Source organism: Saccharopolyspora shandongensis, assembly GCF_900106995.1.
Taxonomy (GTDB): Bacteria; Actinomycetota; Actinomycetes; order Mycobacteriales; family Pseudonocardiaceae; genus Saccharopolyspora; species Saccharopolyspora shandongensis.
Genome location: NZ_FNOK01000037.1, coordinates 53,743 through 67,990 on the forward strand (window position 1 = coordinate 53,743; position 14,248 = coordinate 67,990).

Consider the following 14,248-nt stretch of genomic DNA (forward strand, 5'->3'; position numbering starts at 1 on the left):
GCTCACTGCTTCACCGCCCCACCGAGAAGTCCGGACACGAACTGCCGCTGGAATGCCACGAACACGACGACGAGCGGCAACGTCGCCAGGAAGGAACCGAGCATCAGCCCGGCGTAGTCCACGCGGGTCAGCCCGATCATGGTGTTCAGCGCGACCGGAATCGTCCGCATGTCCGGGGTCTGCAACACCAGCAGCGGCCAGATGAAGGCGTTCCACTGGGTCATGAAGGTGTAGATGGCCAGGGCGCCCAGCTGCGGTCGGGACACCGGCAGCACGATCCGGTAGAAGATGCGCAGGTCGCCGGCGCCGTCCAGGCGGGCGGACTCGATCAGCTCGTCCGGGAAGTCCACGAAGGACTGCCGCATCAGGAAGATGCCGAACGCGTTGGCCAGGAACGGCAGGATGGCCGCCTGGTAGCTGTTGATCCAGCCGACGCTGGCCATCATCTGGAACAGCGGGACGAGCAGCACCTGGGCCGGGATCATGATGGTGACCAGCAGCACGCCGAGCAGGATCCGGCGCCCGCGGAAGCGGTACTTCGCCAGGCCGTACCCGCACAGCGCGCTCACCGCGGAACTACCGATGGTGTAGATCGTCGCGATCAGCACGCTGTTGACCACGGCCTGCCCGAACCCGGCCTCGTCCTGCAACGCGCGCAGGTTGGCCATGATCTGGTCGCTGGGCAGGAACGGCGGCGGCGACTCGAACAGCTCCGCGGTGGTGTGCGTGGCGGCCACCGCCATCCAGTAGAACGGGAAGATGCTGACCACCGCACCCACCGCCAGCAGCGCGTAGAGCGCGGCCCTGACCAGCAGCCGACCCGGTGTCCGTCGTTTTGCCGTTCCGGTCACTACGACCTCCTCCCCAGCACGGCGAACTGGACCGCCGACAGCACGCCGATGAGCACCACTAGCAACCAGGCGATCGCGGCCGCGTAGCCGAAGTCGAGTTGCTGGAAGCCGACCCGGTAGAGGTAGAGCACCGGGGTCAGCGTCGCGTTGTCCGGCCCGCCCTTGGTGAGCACGAAGTTCTCGTCGAACAGCTGGAGCGTGCCGATGGTCGAGGTGACCGTGCAGAACAGGATCACCGGCTTGAGCTGGGGGAGCACCACGCGGAGGAAAGTGGTCGCCGCGCCGGCCCCGTCGATCGAGGCGGCCTCGTACTGCTCCCGGGGCACCGCCTGCAGGCCGGCGAGCAGGATCACCACGTTGTACCCGGTCCAGCGCCAGGTGACCGAACCGATCACGGCCACCTTCGCCCACACCGGATCGTTCAGCCAGTCCACCGGTGGCAGGTGCAGCCAGCCGAGCAGCTGGTTGACCACGCCGCCGTCGGTGGTCAGCAGGACGCGGAACACCACGGCGTAGGCGACCAGCGTGGTCACCGCGGGCAGGAAGAACACCACCCGCCACGAGGTGCGGAACCGCAGCCAGGACTGGTTGAGCACCTGCGCGAGCACCAGGGCCAGCCCGATCATCACCGGCACCTGCACCAGCAGGATCAACCCGGCGTTGGCCAGCGCGGTGCCCACCTGTGGATCGGCGAGCAGCCGCCGGTACTGGGCCAGTCCCACCCAGACGGTCTGGCCGTCGCGCCGGCCCAGGAAGCTCTGCAGCAGGCTGGCCAGCAGCGGATAGGCGAAGAACAGGGCGAACAACGCCACCGCGGGGGCGGTGAACACCCAGCCGAACCCCGGCCGTCCCGCCCGGAACCGGCCGAGCGCGCGCCTGCGCTCCTCGGTTCTCGCGGGCTTGGTCGGCATCGCGACCTCGCTAGTCATGGGCGAGCTCCCTACCGGTCGCGTTGGCGATCTGCCGCGCGGTGTCGCGCAGGGCCTGCGCCGGGTCCTTGCCGTTCAGCAGCACCCCGGCGACCATGTTGTGAACCAGGTCACTGGCCCGGCTGGAATCCGTGGTGTAGACGAACGGCGGCGCGTGTCCGACCATGTCGGCGAACAGCCGGTAGACCGGCTGGTTCCCGAAGTACGGTTGGGGTTCGTCGAAGAACGGGTCGGACAGCGCGGGCAGGTAGGACGGGAACAACCCCTGCTGCCGCATCATCTCGACCGCGTTGCTCCTGCTGGCCAGGGCGAAGTGGACGAACGCCCAGGCCGCGGTCGAGTTCGCGGCCTGGCTGGGGATCGCCAGCGTCGATCCGCCGCTGTTGGACGTGGTGGGGCCGCCGAGGTCAAATGCCGGCAGCGGGAGGACGCCGAACTTCCCGGCCAGCTCGGGCATCTCGGAGGTGAGGGTGCCGGTCCACCAGACCGCGGTCGGCGCGGTGGCCGCCGTCCCGGACTTGGTCGCCGACACCAGTCCGTCCCAGCCCTTCTCGTTGTCGATCAGGTCGGCGTCCTGCATGTCCTTGAGCAGCCGCAGCGCCCGCAGCGCCTGCGGGCTGTCCAGCGCCACCCGGCCGTCCGGGGTGAAGTACGAGGCGCCCTGCTGTTGCAGCAGCAGCGGGAACATGCTGGTTTCGTTGGTGATGTCGTCGACGAACAGCTTCTTGCCGGTGGTCGCCTTGATCTTCTTCCCGGCGTCGAGCAGCTGTTGCCAGGTGGTCAGCGAGGCCGGGTCGACACCTGCCGCGGCGAGGTGGTCCCGGCGGTAGAACAGCCCGACCGGTCCGGAGTCCCAGGGCAGGCCGTATAGGCGGTCGCGGCCGTCGGTCGACGCCTGCCACTTGGTCGGGTCGAAGTCCTGCTGCTCGCCCTTCGCAGCCGGGGCCAGGTCGACGAACCCGTGCGGGAAGTTCCCGGTGTAGCCGGCCATGTGGTCGGTGCCGACGGTCACCACGTCCGGCAGCCCGGAGCCGGACTGCAACCCGACGGAGATCTTGTCGTAGGCGTTGTCGTATCCGATGTCCACAATGGTCACCGAGACCTTCGGGTACTTCTTCTGGAACTCCGGCACCAGTGCCTGCAACCCCTCGGCGGCGACGTCCCAGGACCACACGGTGACGTTCCCGGATACCGAGTCGGGTGCGTCGACGACGCCGACGAGCTGTTGTCCGTTGCTGGCCAGCGGGGCCGTGTCGGCACCGCCGATGGCGCATCCGCCGACCACGCCCAGGACCGCCAGTAGCGCGACTGCCTGCCAAGGTCGCGAGCGGCGTCTGGTTGTCCGCATGTTCGTCTCCTGTCCCGCGAGGACGCGTGCCTGGGCACGACAGCCTCTGCTACCGGGTTCTGGGCGCGCCGAGGTTTGGCGCAGGGTGATCGAGCACGGGGCCGGATGCGGCCCTGCACACCGTGGGATGCCTGTCGTGGCGTACTCGGCCGCGTCACCCGCTGCGGTTGACCAGTTCGCTGAGCAGCACCTGAGCCCGGGTGTGCGCGATGGCCGGGATGCGTTGCAGGCGAAGGACGATCTCCGCCAGGCGGTCGGTGTCCCGCGCGTGGATCGGGGTGAGTGCGTAGGCGGTACCAGCGGTGGTCCATGCCCGCATGATTTCCTCCTGCGCAGTCGGCGAATCGGTCAACTCGTCACCGGAGGTTCCTGGCGCCGCCAAGACTCCGGGCAGGGTCGGCAACCCCGGCCCAACGCCCGCCGATCGATCTGTTGGGTATGCCCACGGATCACTCCCGACACCTCGAGCCGCGCGATGCGACGTTTGACAGAGGATGCGGTGACGCCGGAAACGTGCGCAAGGAGTTCGAACCAGGTCAGGGTGCAAGCACGCAATTCTTGCAAGATTCCGCGATCAATCGCTTCCGCGCGCCGGAAACTTGCACGAGGCACGTCGGCCGTACGCGATCTCCGATGTTTGCCGTACCGGCGACGGGGGAATGGAGTGGGGACGGATGCTCCGTCACTTGATCGTCGCATCATGTCCGAAGGTGGGTAGCTATTCACCTGGTGTGAGCGTGGGTGGTAGCCATGCGCCGGTGGTGAAGAGTTGGTAGAGGGCGCCGAGTTCAGCGAAGCCCCATTTGGTGGCGGTGTCCAGATAGGACTGGACGATGGCGAAGTCGGTGAGGCCTTGCAGAGTGCGCCAGCAACCTGTGGGGCTCGGAAAGTCATCGCCGCAGGTTAGGCGGCGAACCATGGAGCCCGCGGGCTCCACGCGCTGCCTGCGGCCAGTGCCCCACACGAGCTGGGCAGTCGCATTCGTCTCCGAACGGGTCCGCCGGCGCCGGGTTCTCGGCGTGCTGACTGATCCCGGCGTCCGAGCCGTTCGATAACCGCGTCGGGCTCTTTTCGCGGACCACCTCGTCGAGACGGGACAGCACCGGGGCCGCCCGATCCGGCTCGTTGCCCACACTCCACATCGTGATCGACGGGTGGCTGTAGTCCCGCTTGATCAACTCCCGCAGTTGCTGCTCTGCGTTGGCCACTCTCACCGTCGCAACCGAGCAGGCCACGCAGTACCCCAGCCGCCGCGATGTACGACCGCATGCATGAAGGCCCCAGCTAACACGGGTGCACCTGCCGCACAACAGGGTCGATACGCCAGTCGCGCCCCACCTGTTTCGGACACTTGTTCGGGCCCCTGACCACGTCAGGCCGTCCGACCCTTGCGGCCACCAACTCCTGGGACGCACCGTGGACCTCGGTTGGCATCCGTCGATCGTCGTCACCACCTCGGGCTGGTCGAACACCAGGTCCGGCATCCACGAAAGCGAACATCATGAAACGGGAAAACCGGCTACCGCGGGAGCACTCGTCCGACCCGTCCGAAGGAAGCCCACAACCAGCGGACACCGAGCAATCAACTACCGAAGGACAGCCAGGCGGCTCCACCGACGAGCGCGACCTACGGCGCCACGCCGACATCGCGGCGGAAGGCGAGTAAGTCTCTGCTGCGGCTCTTGAGCAGGCGCCGGAGCAGCTCGCCGTGTCAGCGTCTCAGCATAGGGTTGCCAGCACGAAATGCGGTTGCCACTGCGAAAAGTGGGGCACGCAGTACTTCGCAATGATCCGGTTGCGGCGCAACGCGTCGAACGAGTCGGCGTACTCGCCGTAAGACATTCTTAAGTGTCACAAGTGTTCCGATGCCGTCCACAGTGCGATTCACTGATGTCATGCAAGACGACGCCGAACACTCAGGCTCGTCACTCGAGCGAAGCCAGTCAGTCGGAGATCCGGACTACGGATTTCCGTCGGGACTGTGGCGGGCTGTGGCCAGGCGGCGCCCTCCAGGGTTCGGCCGGAGCAGGTTGCCGCGGAGTCCACTGCGCGGGCCGTGGCTGACGTCGGTATTCGGCTTGGTGCTGCTCGTGGGGTTGCCGCTGGTCATCCTCACGGGCCTGTTGTCCTACATCGCCTACGGCCCGCAGTTCGGGCAGGCGCTGCCGGTTGATGTCGGCTGGCTGCGGTTACCCGGGTTCGAGTGGCCGACCCGGCCCGCCTGGCTATACCGGTTGACGCAGGGGGTACACGTCGGGCTCGGTCTTGTCCTGATTCCGGTGGTCCTGGCCAAACTGTGGTCGGTGGCTCCGAAGTTGTTGAGCTGGCCGCCTGTTCGGTCGGTCGCCGAATTGCTGGAACGGTTGTCGCTGCTGTTGCTGGTCGGTGGCGTGCTGTTCGAGATCGTGACGGGTGTGCTGAACATCCAGTACGACTACATCTTCGGGTTCAGCTTCTACACCGCGCACTACTTCGGGGCGTGGGTGTTCATCGGCGCGTTCGTGGTGCACGTTCTGGTGAAGGTGCCTCGCATGGTCCAGGGGCTGCGGTCCCGATCGCTGCGTGCGGAACTGCGCACTTCACGCGAAGAAACACGTCCGGAGCCGCTGGCCGACGATCTGGTTGCCGTTGCGCCGGCGGAACCGACGTTGTCCCGGCGCGGAGTGCTGGCGTTGGTGGGGGGCGGGTCGGTGCTGGTCGCGGCGCTGACCGCGGGGCAGAGCATCGGAGGCTTCACCCGCCAAGCCGCATTCTTGCTCCCCCGGGGGCGTACCAACGGCGAGGGCCCGAACGCGTTTCCGGTCAACCGGACGGCCGCGGCGGCAAGGATCACAGCCGAGGTGGTCGATCAACGTTGGGGCCTCGTTCTGCTGGGTGAAGGACGCGTGGTCCGCATCGGACTCGACGACCTGAGGCAGATGCGGCAGCATGCGGTGCGGCTGCCGATCGCCTGCGTGGAAGGCTGGTCCACCACGCAGCTCTGGAGCGGCGTCAGACTGCGGGAACTTGCAGCGGTGGCAGGGGTTTCAGTACCGGCCCAGGCTCATGTGCGGTCGCTGGAACGCGAAGGCGCGTTCAACCAAGCGATGTTGCAGGGCAACCAGGTGCTCGATCCGGATTCACTGCTGGCGCTGCGGGTCAACGGCGCGGATCTGTCCTGGGACCACGGTTACCCCGCCAGGATCATCGTGCCCGCACTACCGGGTGTGCACAACACCAAGTGGGTCAGCTCTATCGAGTTCCGAAGGAGTTGACAGGGTGACCAGTCTGTTCGTCCGGTTCTACGGAGCGGGCCCAGTGCATCTGCTCGCGACGCTCGGGTGCTTCGGCCTCACCGCCTACGTCGTCGGCAAGGTCGTTGACGAATCCCTGTTCGGTTGGATGCTGGTGTGGTTCGGTGCAGCCGTCGTGGCTCACGACCTCGTGCTGTTGCCTGTGTATGCGCTCGCCGATCGCGTGCTGGTCAAGGCTGAGCATGCGCGGCGACGATCTTCGCGCACACTGTCGGTAGTCAATTACGTCCGTGTCCCCGTGTTGGCGTCAGGATTGCTGTTCCTTCTGTTCTTCCCTGGGATCGTCCGGCAGGGCACCGAGACGCACGTGGCCGCGTCTGGTTTGGATCAGCAGCCGTACTTGGGCCGCTGGCTGGCATTCACCGTTGCTGCCGTGGCGCTCAGCACGGCGATCTACTTCCTGCGTCTGGCACACGCCCGTCTCCGCCCGCAAGCCCGCAAAGCCCAGACGCTCACGCCGTACGAGGAAGGGCGCGTGGTGTCTGCCGCAACGGCTGAAGGATCCGACGCGCAGAGGTCCACAATGCGCATTCTCATCACAGGTGGTGCCGGCTTCATCGGTTCCCACATCGCCGATCTCCTCCATTCCGAAGGTCACGAGGTGCGACTACTGGATGCGTTGCTGCCTGCCGCGCATGCCGGTAGTGCTCGCCCCGACTACCTCGGTGACTACGAGTTCGTCCAAGGCGACCTGGGAGAGCCCGTGGTGCTGCGTCAGGCGTTGGCGGGTGTCGACCTGGTGTGTCACCAGGCGGCGATGGTGGGCCTGGAAACCAGCGTGGCCGACATGCCGGACTACGTGATGTACAACGATCTCGGCACTGCCCGGCTGCTCGCCGCGATGGCCGAGGCCGGGATCGGTCGACTGGTGCTGGCCAGTTCGATGGTCGTCTACGGCGAAGGCCGGTACTCGTGCCCCGAGCATGGTGTGGTCCGTCCCGGGCCGCGTACGGCCACCGATCTCGACCAGGGGATCTTCGAGCCCCGCTGCCCGCGCTGCGGTGGTCTGCTGGAGCCCGGAGTCGTCCCGGAAGACGCCCCGCTGGATCCGCGCAACACTTACGCCGCGACGAAACTGGCCCAGGAACACCTCGCCGCCGTGTGGGCCCGCTATACCGGCAGTTGCGCAGTCGGGCTGCGGTACCACAACGTCTACGGGCCTCGGATGCCGCGCAACACCCCGTACGCGGGGGTCGGATCGATCTTCCGTTCCGCGCTGGCGCGCGGCGAAGCTCCTCGCGTGTTCGAGGACGGGCGGCAACGGCGCGATTTCATCCACGTCCGCGACATCGCCAGAGCGAACCTGCTCGCCATGCGGCAGACCAGCCCAGGGTTCAGCGCCTACAACGTGTGTTCAGGGCATCCGCACACGATCGGCGATATGGCCCGCTCGCTCGCCGAGTCCGCCGGCGGGCCGGAACCGGTCGTCACCGGGCAGTACCGGCTCGGCGACGTCCGGCACATCGTGGCCGATCCCGGTTTGGCCCGCGCCGAGCTGGGATTCGAGGCCGAGGTCGATTTCCAGCAGGGGATGACCGAGTTCGGCAAGGCCGAACTCCGCGAGTGACGGCTACCTGCCGAACGCCTCGGGTGCGATGCCATGAACCTGGGTGTCGACGTCGATCAAGGCGAGTCGGCCGGGATCCCGCAATGCGACCGTGAGCGCGCCTGATCCGGCATCCACGGCTGCTCCTTCGGAATCGCCGGACGGCGGCGGGAGCAGGGTTCCCGCCGGTGCCGCGTGCGGTGCAGGAGCCTGTTCAGGTTCTGCTGGTAAGCACCGACAAATACACGCTCACCGGCCGACGTCGCCCTTGCCGATAACCTCATCCGCCTTGGTCCGAGGCGATGTCCGGGTAGGTCGACCATAGTCGCTCGAGCGGACGCTTTCGCCGTTGTCGAGCACCACGGCATGGTGACCGACTGTGCTGCTGCGACTGGCCTACCTGGGCCTAACGAATGCGTTCGCCATGCTGCGCCTGCTACCGATGAGTGACCGGGACAAGGACGTGGAGATCCTGGCCCTGCGCCATCAGATTGCGGTGCTGGAACGCCAACTCGGCAAGAACAGGGTGCGGTTCACTCCGAGCGATCGAGCGTTCCTGGCGGCGCTGCTGCACCGGCTGCCGCTGGAGGTGTTGCGTCGGCTTCGGCTGCTGGTGCGTCCGGACACGGTGCCGCGCTGGCACCGCGACCTGGTCGCACGCCGTCACGCGACCATCTCCAAACCGAAGCGCCCAGGACGACCGCGCACCGTCCGAGCTTTGGTGCTGCGCCTTGCCGCAAATGGGCGACGACCTGGGGAAACCATCCGGTTGCCCGTGGGACAAGCGCCACGGGCCGTTCTCCGCGAGGCGGATGACTTCGGCGCCCGCGGGTGCGCAGGCCGGCGGTTGCAGCCTGCCTCTCCGGCTGATGCGCCGAAACCGGTGTGGCACTTGTTGTGTCAGTCGTTGTGGAGCACGTACGACCAGGCGGGCTGGTCACCGCCTGTCTCGTCGACTTCGACCAGTGCTCTCAGGACCCAATAGGTGATCTGCTCTCGCTCGGAACTGGCCGGGGGCAGAATGCTCCGCGTACGCAGCCCGATGACGTACAGAGCGACCATGGTGAGGAAATCCACGAGGCTGTGCGCGGAGGGAAGGCCGGCGAGGCGATCCTGGCCCGGCTCCGCGGGAACGCGCAGGACATGTCCGGTGGGGCCGTCGATGACGAGCTTGCCGCCCATCCACTTGCCGATCTGGAAGAAGGGCCCGCTTTCGGGGACGGGCTCGATTCCCCCGGGCCAGGAGGGCAGCTCGTCGAGAATTCCGATCCCCCAGCTGCCGAACGGGAAAAGCCCCATGGCCCCCTCCATCATGTACGGCAGACCGAAATCGAGGAGGAGTTCGCGCGTCGCCGCGTGGGTGAGCCGATCCGGAAGGTCCTCGACCTCGATGGGATAGAGCGCGTCCTCGCCGAACAGAGCGATGAGGTCCTCGTGGCTCGGCGCCGGCGAGTCGATCGGACTGCACGGGCCCGCGTCCGCGTAGTCCCAGCTCAGGGGTTGCTGCGAGGCGCCGAAGTCGGAGATGTTCACGCCGTCCGCGGGCTTGATGACGATCAGTCCCAAGTCTCCTGCGAAGACGACGACTTCCCCCACGGCCAGCGGCTCGCAGGGCAGCATGAAAGCGCGCTTGTTTCGTCGGGGCGACGACGAGGCGAACAGTTCTTGGACACGAGAAGGCGCGACGGAGCCGCTCCCGGGGGACGCGGGCCAGGTGAGGTCTGCACGATGCTCCGCCGGAATCTCGTCGTGTTCCCAAGGGTGGGCGACACGCTCTCCCGTCTCCACGTCCCAGATCGAGACGAACGGCTGCTGCGCACCGTCCACCGTCCGCTGCTGCAAACCGGCGATGGCGGGTCGCCCCTGCCAGCGCACCTCCGCCAGGGCGGCAAATCTCCCGGCCCGCAGGTAGCGCACGTGATAGCCACCCGGCGGCCGCCAATGGGCCCACTTGACCTGCCAGGGCAGTGTCACACCAGAGGTGGCGACAGCGGACGCGAATTCGAGATCGTCGCGCGAAAGCGCCATCAAGTGCAGCCACGAAGCCCACTCTGCCTGGTGCCGCGGTGTGACTCCCCACCCCCACAGATGAATCGCGTCGGCGGCAGCCGTGTTTCCGGAGATGATGAAGCTGATGCTTCGTGCCGCGTCCATGAGTGCCGTTTGCGGCAGATTGGCGATGACGCGTCCGTCCCGAAGAACTTCGTCGAAGGTTCCTGCCTGTACGGCGTGCATGGCGAGCCCAGTGGCCGCGTACAGGCCGACGGCACCGCCTTCGGCCCACCCCTCGGGGTGGCGAAAATCCGAAGCCGAGCGCATCAGCCAACCAGCCAACTGCTCATGGACGCTGGAGAGTTCGGCAGATTCGACCTCCTGGCGCAAGGTCTCGGCCAGGCCCTCGTCCACGAAGGAAACCCCGAGAGGTCCCAGCCGAAGAATTTCGGGCCTTTCCCTCGCGAATTCAGCGAGTTCGTCCTCGGATGCCGCTTCACCGGTCAGCGCGGTGACAAGTCGGGCCCAGACGGGGACGGGTGCGAAGCGGGGCTCGGCCAGTGTCAACGCCCGCACGGCAACGGACTCCTTTACCGCCGGCGGATGCTCGACGGCTGCCGCGGACAGCCGAAACACCGCTCTGGGATAAACGTGGGCCGGCAGCAACTCGGGAACCACGTGGACCACCACGCCCAACTCGCCACGCGCCAGCCGCGGAAGGGTCGAGGTCACCAACCGCTCGGCCTCGTGCGACCGCCGTGTCGGCCCGGCACGGTGGGCGTTGACGACCAGCAGCAACCGCTCCTCGGGCCACGAGCCGAGCGCGAAACGCCAGTCGTCCCGCTCGTCCGCGGACAGATCGACGCCGAGTGCCGCAAGGGCCTGCTGCATGACCTGCTCGGCGGTGAGGCCGGTGGCGTCGACGAGAACACTCCCCGGTACGTCCTCGTGCACTCGCTGCATGACGGCCCCGGCATCGACACCGACCGGGGCGACGACGTAGGCAGCGCTGCCGCCCCGTCCACCGGCACGCCACCATGCGCCCACGCGACCGGGCACTCCTTCCGCGGGAATGCCCACCGATGCCACTGTCACGTCGCTCCTCGTCGCCACCGCTACCGAACTCGATCACAGTAGTGGGAGCGCGCTCGGGGATCGGTGCCTGTGCGGGGAAGCTGGCAGGGGGGTTCGGCCTACGCGGGGAGTTCGCCGACCCAGCCGCCGATGCTCGGCAGGCTGGGCATTCTCGTGGCAAGTTCGGTAGTCGTCGGCCGCGATCCCGGGGATATTCGGGCGTGAACGCGTGCAGAGTTGGGCGCAGGGTTCCGCTGGTATCGCACGCCCGTTCATGGCCGAGGTAGATCTTGATGAATTTAACGGTCAGCGGCTGGGGAAGTCGCGACGCGGCGCAGCATCACGATCCAGTCGTCCTCGCTCGGCCAACCCGTCAAGTCGGTGAGCTGCCACGTCTCGTCGCCCACGGGGAAGGTCTCGCCAATTCGGAGGGTGTGATTCTGCTCCTCGGTGGTGACGGTCACGAGTCGAACCCTGACCGATGCGTCGGACTCCCTGTAGATATCGTTCACTGAGAAGCTGGCGTTCTGCATATTTCGCTGAATTCCGTGCCAGAGGCCAATCGTGTCGGCACTGCTCATGTCTCATCCTCCAAAGACGTGTACTGCTTGCTGCAGTATTGCGGCCCTTCTGATCTCTCAACTCTGTTGTTTCACAGTGCTGTATCAGACATCCGGTCCAAAGCCTTCCAGCCCTCAGGTGGGCCGTCCCAGCCATTAGGCCGGCGCAGGCTGCGGTACAGCTCGATCGCGGAGTCCGGCGGAAAGTTGGGGACATGGGTGACGGCTCCGTCGCTTTTGGAGATCACCATGTGACTGCCACCCAACGGCACCTGAGTGCCGGGCGGCGGCGGGGGCATGACGGCGTGGACGAGGAAGCCGATGTCGAACTCAGCCACGTGCAACGGCGCCGGGTTTCCTTCCAGATCCAGCACTTCGAATCGGGTGCGAGCGGCAGCCAACGCCTCCTCGGCAGTGGCGGGGATGGGCTGCACCGGTTCCGGCGCGCCGGAATGCGACATGGACTCTCTCCTATCGATGAAGGGACGAACAGTCGACCCTAGTGCCGTGACCGGAAACGATCATCGGTTGGTGCTGACTGGCCTCGTGCCGATTGGATGTGACGGCATGTCCGATCGGCGCGGGGAGGCGCGATGGCAGAGCCGGTCAGGGTTCGCAGGCTGACTGAGCAGGAGGGGCAGAAGCTGCAGCGGATCGTGCGGCGGGGCAGTACCAGCACGGTGCGCTTCCGCAGGGCGATGATGCTGTTGGCCTCGCGGGTGGAAACACAGTGCCGGTGATCGCGAATCTCGTGCAGGCGGACGAGGACACCGTCCGTGACGTGATCCACCGCTTCAACGAGATCGGGCTCTCCTGCCTGGACCCTCGATGGGCGGGAGGCCGTCCCCGCCTGCTTGACGCCGACGACGAGGACTTCGTTATCGAGACGGCCACCACCCGCCCCACCAGACTCGGCAAGCCCTTCACCAGGTGGTCGGTCCGCAAGCTCGCCGACCATCTGCGGCGCAACGTCGCTCGTCGGATACGGATCGGCCGCGAGGCCCTGCGGTGCTTACTGGCCCGCCGGGGCGTGACGTTCCAGCGCACCAAGACGTGGAAGGAGTCCACCGACCCGGACTTCGACGCCAAGCTGGACCGGATCGAGTACGCGCTGACCGAGCGCCCCGACCGCACCTTCGCCTTCGACGAGTTCGGGCCGCTTGGCATCCGCCCGACCGCCGGCTCCTGCTGGGCCGAGCGAGGCAAGCCGGACCGGGTGCCGGCGACCTTCCACCGCACCCACGGCGTCACCTACTCCCATGGCTGCTACTCGGTCGGCGACGACACCCTGTGGGGCATCAACCGGGGACGCAAGGGCATCGGCCCCTCCTGGGCCGCGCTCAAGAGCATCCGGGCGGCCCGTCCGGACGGCGCCCCGATCTACGTGATCCTGGACAACCTGTCCGCCCACAAGAACTGGCGCATCCTGCGCTGGGCGGCCCGGAACAAGGTCGAGCTGTGCTTCACCCCGACGAACGCGTCCTGGGCGAACCCGATCGAGGCGCACTTCGGGCCGCTGCGGCAGTTCACCCTCGCCAACTCGAACCATCCCAACCACACCGTCCAAACCCCAGTTGCACCGCTACCTGCGCTGGCGCAACCAGAACGCCCGTCACCCCGACGTCCTGACCGCCCAACGACGCGAACGCGCCCGCATCCGCAGCGAGAAGGGCATCCGCTGGGGCCGCCCCCGCGCCCAAGCAGCCTGATCACCCCAACCGGCGCACCCTCAAAGCGCACTAGCTGGAAGGGGTTGCCCTCTTCCCTCGCGATACGGTGCTGCGATGTCTCGATCAGTCGAAACCGGATCAGTGTTGTCTCCCGTCACCGCGGACGACGTCGACCTGGCCGTGCGGCTCGCCGTGGGCATCCTTCGGGACGCACCCCCGGAGGGGTGGGGCGGCAAGGCCGGTTCGCTGGAGTGGGACTGCTGGGAGACCGCCGAGCACCTCGCCAACGACCTGTTCTACTACGCCGTGCAGCTGGGGCCGCAGAGCCCACCGCTGGACACCCATGTGCCTTTCGCGTTGAGCCAGAAGAGGCCGGACGGACCCGCGAAATTCCTCTTCGCGGACCGTGCTGCGGGTCCGGCCGGCCTGGTGCAGGTGCTGGAGGCGTGCGGCGCGCTGCTGGTCGCCATGGTGCGTACCACGCCGCCCCAGGTCCGCGCCCACCACGGCGCCGGGGTGTCGGACCCCGAAGGCTTCGCGGCGATGGGGGTGGTAGAGACGCTGGTACACATGCACGATCTGGCGGAAGGCTTCGGGCTTGCCTGGACCCCGCCCTCCGCTCTCTGCTCGCGGGTGCTCGCCCGTCTGTTTCCAGAGGCTCCGGACGGCGCGGATCCCTGGCTCACCCTGTTGTGGGCCACCGGCCGCGCCGAACTGCCGGGGCACCCTCGTCTCACCACGTGGCGCTGGGCCAGCACACCGCGGTCATAGGAGCGGATCTGCTTCAGCCGCGGCCAGGCTGATGATCGTGCCCTTACCGCGGCGAGAGCGCACCAGGCCACCCGTCCCAACCGGCAACCCGGCGAACCTATGCGGTCACGGCACTCGCTACAACGGCACGCGGTCTCCTCGCCCGAGAGTCGGTCGTGGATGGGCTGAATGGGTGGCAGTACGTGTATGCCCGTCACTGTCGGGGCTTCACCCC

The 14,248-nt window shown here is 67.2% G+C and carries 14 protein-coding genes and 2 pseudogenes; 7 read left to right on the forward strand and 9 right to left on the reverse strand.

From position 1 onward, the window contains the following. Positions 1-2: 2 nt before the first annotated feature. The 6 genes and pseudogenes from BLW84_RS30490 to BLW84_RS50440 all read right to left on the reverse strand — a co-directional run bounded on the left by BLW84_RS30490 (position 3) and on the right by BLW84_RS50440 (position 4,612). Positions 3-851 carry a carbohydrate ABC transporter permease gene (locus tag BLW84_RS30490; protein WP_218157535.1) on the reverse strand — a complete coding sequence of 283 codons (849 nt, stop codon included), beginning with the start codon at positions 849-851 and terminating at the stop codon, positions 3-5. Beyond that, positions 851-1,780: a carbohydrate ABC transporter permease gene (locus BLW84_RS30495; protein ID WP_218157536.1), complete on the reverse strand. Its 930-nt coding sequence runs from the start codon at positions 1,778-1,780 to the stop codon at positions 851-853. The genes BLW84_RS30490 and BLW84_RS30495 overlap by 1 nt, the downstream gene beginning before the upstream one ends. After that, positions 1,773-3,128 carry an ABC transporter substrate-binding protein gene (locus BLW84_RS30500; RefSeq protein ID WP_093272264.1) on the reverse strand — a complete coding sequence of 452 codons (1,356 nt, stop codon included), beginning with the start codon at positions 3,126-3,128 and terminating at the stop codon, positions 1,773-1,775. Before BLW84_RS30500 ends, BLW84_RS30495 begins: the two co-directional genes overlap by 8 nt. A gap of 154 nt (positions 3,129-3,282) precedes the next feature. After that, a complete protein-coding gene (locus BLW84_RS50180) occupies positions 3,283-3,675 on the reverse strand; it encodes an Lrp/AsnC ligand binding domain-containing protein (protein WP_342743188.1) in 393 nt (130 codons plus the stop codon). A 171-nt stretch (positions 3,676-3,846) separates the two neighbouring features. Beyond that, positions 3,847-4,002, reverse strand: a pseudogene (locus BLW84_RS30510) (IS66-like element ISFsp10 family transposase); the annotation flags it as partial. A 16-nt stretch (positions 4,003-4,018) separates the two neighbouring features. Then, on the reverse strand, positions 4,019-4,612 hold the full coding sequence (locus BLW84_RS50440; protein WP_093272272.1) for a glycoside hydrolase family 2 TIM barrel-domain containing protein: 594 nt from the start codon (positions 4,610-4,612) through the stop codon (positions 4,019-4,021). A gap of 546 nt (positions 4,613-5,158) precedes the next feature. Between BLW84_RS50440 and BLW84_RS30520 the strand changes: the two genes are divergently transcribed. The 3 genes from BLW84_RS30520 (at position 5,159) to BLW84_RS49380 (ending at position 8,952) form a co-directional block, all read left to right on the forward strand. Beyond that, positions 5,159-6,382 carry a molybdopterin-dependent oxidoreductase gene (locus tag BLW84_RS30520; protein ID WP_245761497.1) on the forward strand — a complete coding sequence of 408 codons (1,224 nt, stop codon included), beginning with the start codon at positions 5,159-5,161 and terminating at the stop codon, positions 6,380-6,382. Positions 6,383-6,944: 562 nt separating this feature from the next. Further along, positions 6,945-7,988 carry an NAD-dependent epimerase/dehydratase family protein gene (locus tag BLW84_RS30525; protein WP_093272347.1) on the forward strand — a complete coding sequence of 348 codons (1,044 nt, stop codon included), beginning with the start codon at positions 6,945-6,947 and terminating at the stop codon, positions 7,986-7,988. A 358-nt stretch (positions 7,989-8,346) separates the two neighbouring features. After that, positions 8,347-8,952: a hypothetical protein gene (locus BLW84_RS49380; protein WP_245761498.1), complete on the forward strand. Its 606-nt coding sequence runs from the start codon at positions 8,347-8,349 to the stop codon at positions 8,950-8,952. Here BLW84_RS49380 and BLW84_RS30535 read toward each other — a convergent pair. The 3 genes from BLW84_RS30535 to BLW84_RS47830 all read right to left on the reverse strand — a co-directional run bounded on the left by BLW84_RS30535 (position 8,868) and on the right by BLW84_RS47830 (position 12,054). Next, the gene (locus BLW84_RS30535) at positions 8,868-11,006 is read right to left on the reverse strand and encodes an SUKH-4 family immunity protein (protein WP_143061155.1); all 2,139 of its coding nucleotides are present in this window, start codon (positions 11,004-11,006) and stop codon (positions 8,868-8,870) included. The two genes, BLW84_RS49380 and BLW84_RS30535, sit on opposite strands and share 85 nt — an antisense overlap. A gap of 326 nt (positions 11,007-11,332) precedes the next feature. Next, complete coding sequence (locus BLW84_RS30540; protein WP_093272279.1) at positions 11,333-11,614, reverse strand: DUF6406 domain-containing protein; 282 nt, start codon at positions 11,612-11,614, stop codon at positions 11,333-11,335. 71 nt (positions 11,615-11,685) lie between these two features. After that, complete coding sequence (locus BLW84_RS47830) at positions 11,686-12,054, reverse strand: hypothetical protein (protein WP_177226773.1); 369 nt, start codon at positions 12,052-12,054, stop codon at positions 11,686-11,688. A 132-nt stretch (positions 12,055-12,186) separates the two neighbouring features. Here BLW84_RS47830 and BLW84_RS47835 point away from each other — a divergent pair, with 132 nt between their 5' ends. From BLW84_RS47835 to BLW84_RS30555, 4 genes and pseudogenes are all read left to right on the forward strand, one after another. After that, entirely contained in the window at positions 12,187-12,333 is a 147-nt protein-coding gene (locus BLW84_RS47835; protein ID WP_177226774.1) for a hypothetical protein, read from the forward strand. Between the two features lie 11 nt (positions 12,334-12,344). Further along, a pseudogene (locus BLW84_RS30550) lies at positions 12,345-13,076 on the forward strand (IS630 family transposase); the annotation flags it as partial. A 91-nt stretch (positions 13,077-13,167) separates the two neighbouring features. Then, complete coding sequence (locus BLW84_RS49995; RefSeq protein ID WP_268951971.1) at positions 13,168-13,302, forward strand: hypothetical protein; 135 nt, start codon at positions 13,168-13,170, stop codon at positions 13,300-13,302. Between the two features lie 75 nt (positions 13,303-13,377). Further along, a complete protein-coding gene (locus tag BLW84_RS30555; RefSeq protein ID WP_093272281.1) occupies positions 13,378-14,034 on the forward strand; it encodes a hypothetical protein in 657 nt (218 codons plus the stop codon). The last annotated feature ends 214 nt before the right edge of the window (positions 14,035-14,248 follow it).

Coding starts and splice junctions, on each gene's coding strand:
- BLW84_RS30495 (WP_218157536.1), bottom strand. CDS start 1,780: ATGACTAGCGAGGTCGCGATGCCGACCAAGCCCGCGAGAACCGAGGAG.
- BLW84_RS30500 (WP_093272264.1), bottom strand. CDS start 3,128: ATGCGGACAACCAGACGCCGCTCGCGACCTTGGCAGGCAGTCGCGCTA.
- BLW84_RS50440 (WP_093272272.1), bottom strand. CDS start 4,612: ATGCCGGACCTGGTGTTCGACCAGCCCGAGGTGGTGACGACGATCGAC.
- BLW84_RS30525 (WP_093272347.1), top strand. CDS start 6,945: ATGCGCATTCTCATCACAGGTGGTGCCGGCTTCATCGGTTCCCACATC.
- BLW84_RS30540 (WP_093272279.1), bottom strand. CDS start 11,614: ATGAGCAGTGCCGACACGATTGGCCTCTGGCACGGAATTCAGCGAAAT.
- BLW84_RS47830 (WP_177226773.1), bottom strand. CDS start 12,054: ATGTCGCATTCCGGCGCGCCGGAACCGGTGCAGCCCATCCCCGCCACT.
- BLW84_RS47835 (WP_177226774.1), top strand. CDS start 12,187: ATGGCAGAGCCGGTCAGGGTTCGCAGGCTGACTGAGCAGGAGGGGCAG.
- BLW84_RS30555 (WP_093272281.1), top strand. CDS start 13,378: ATGTCTCGATCAGTCGAAACCGGATCAGTGTTGTCTCCCGTCACCGCG.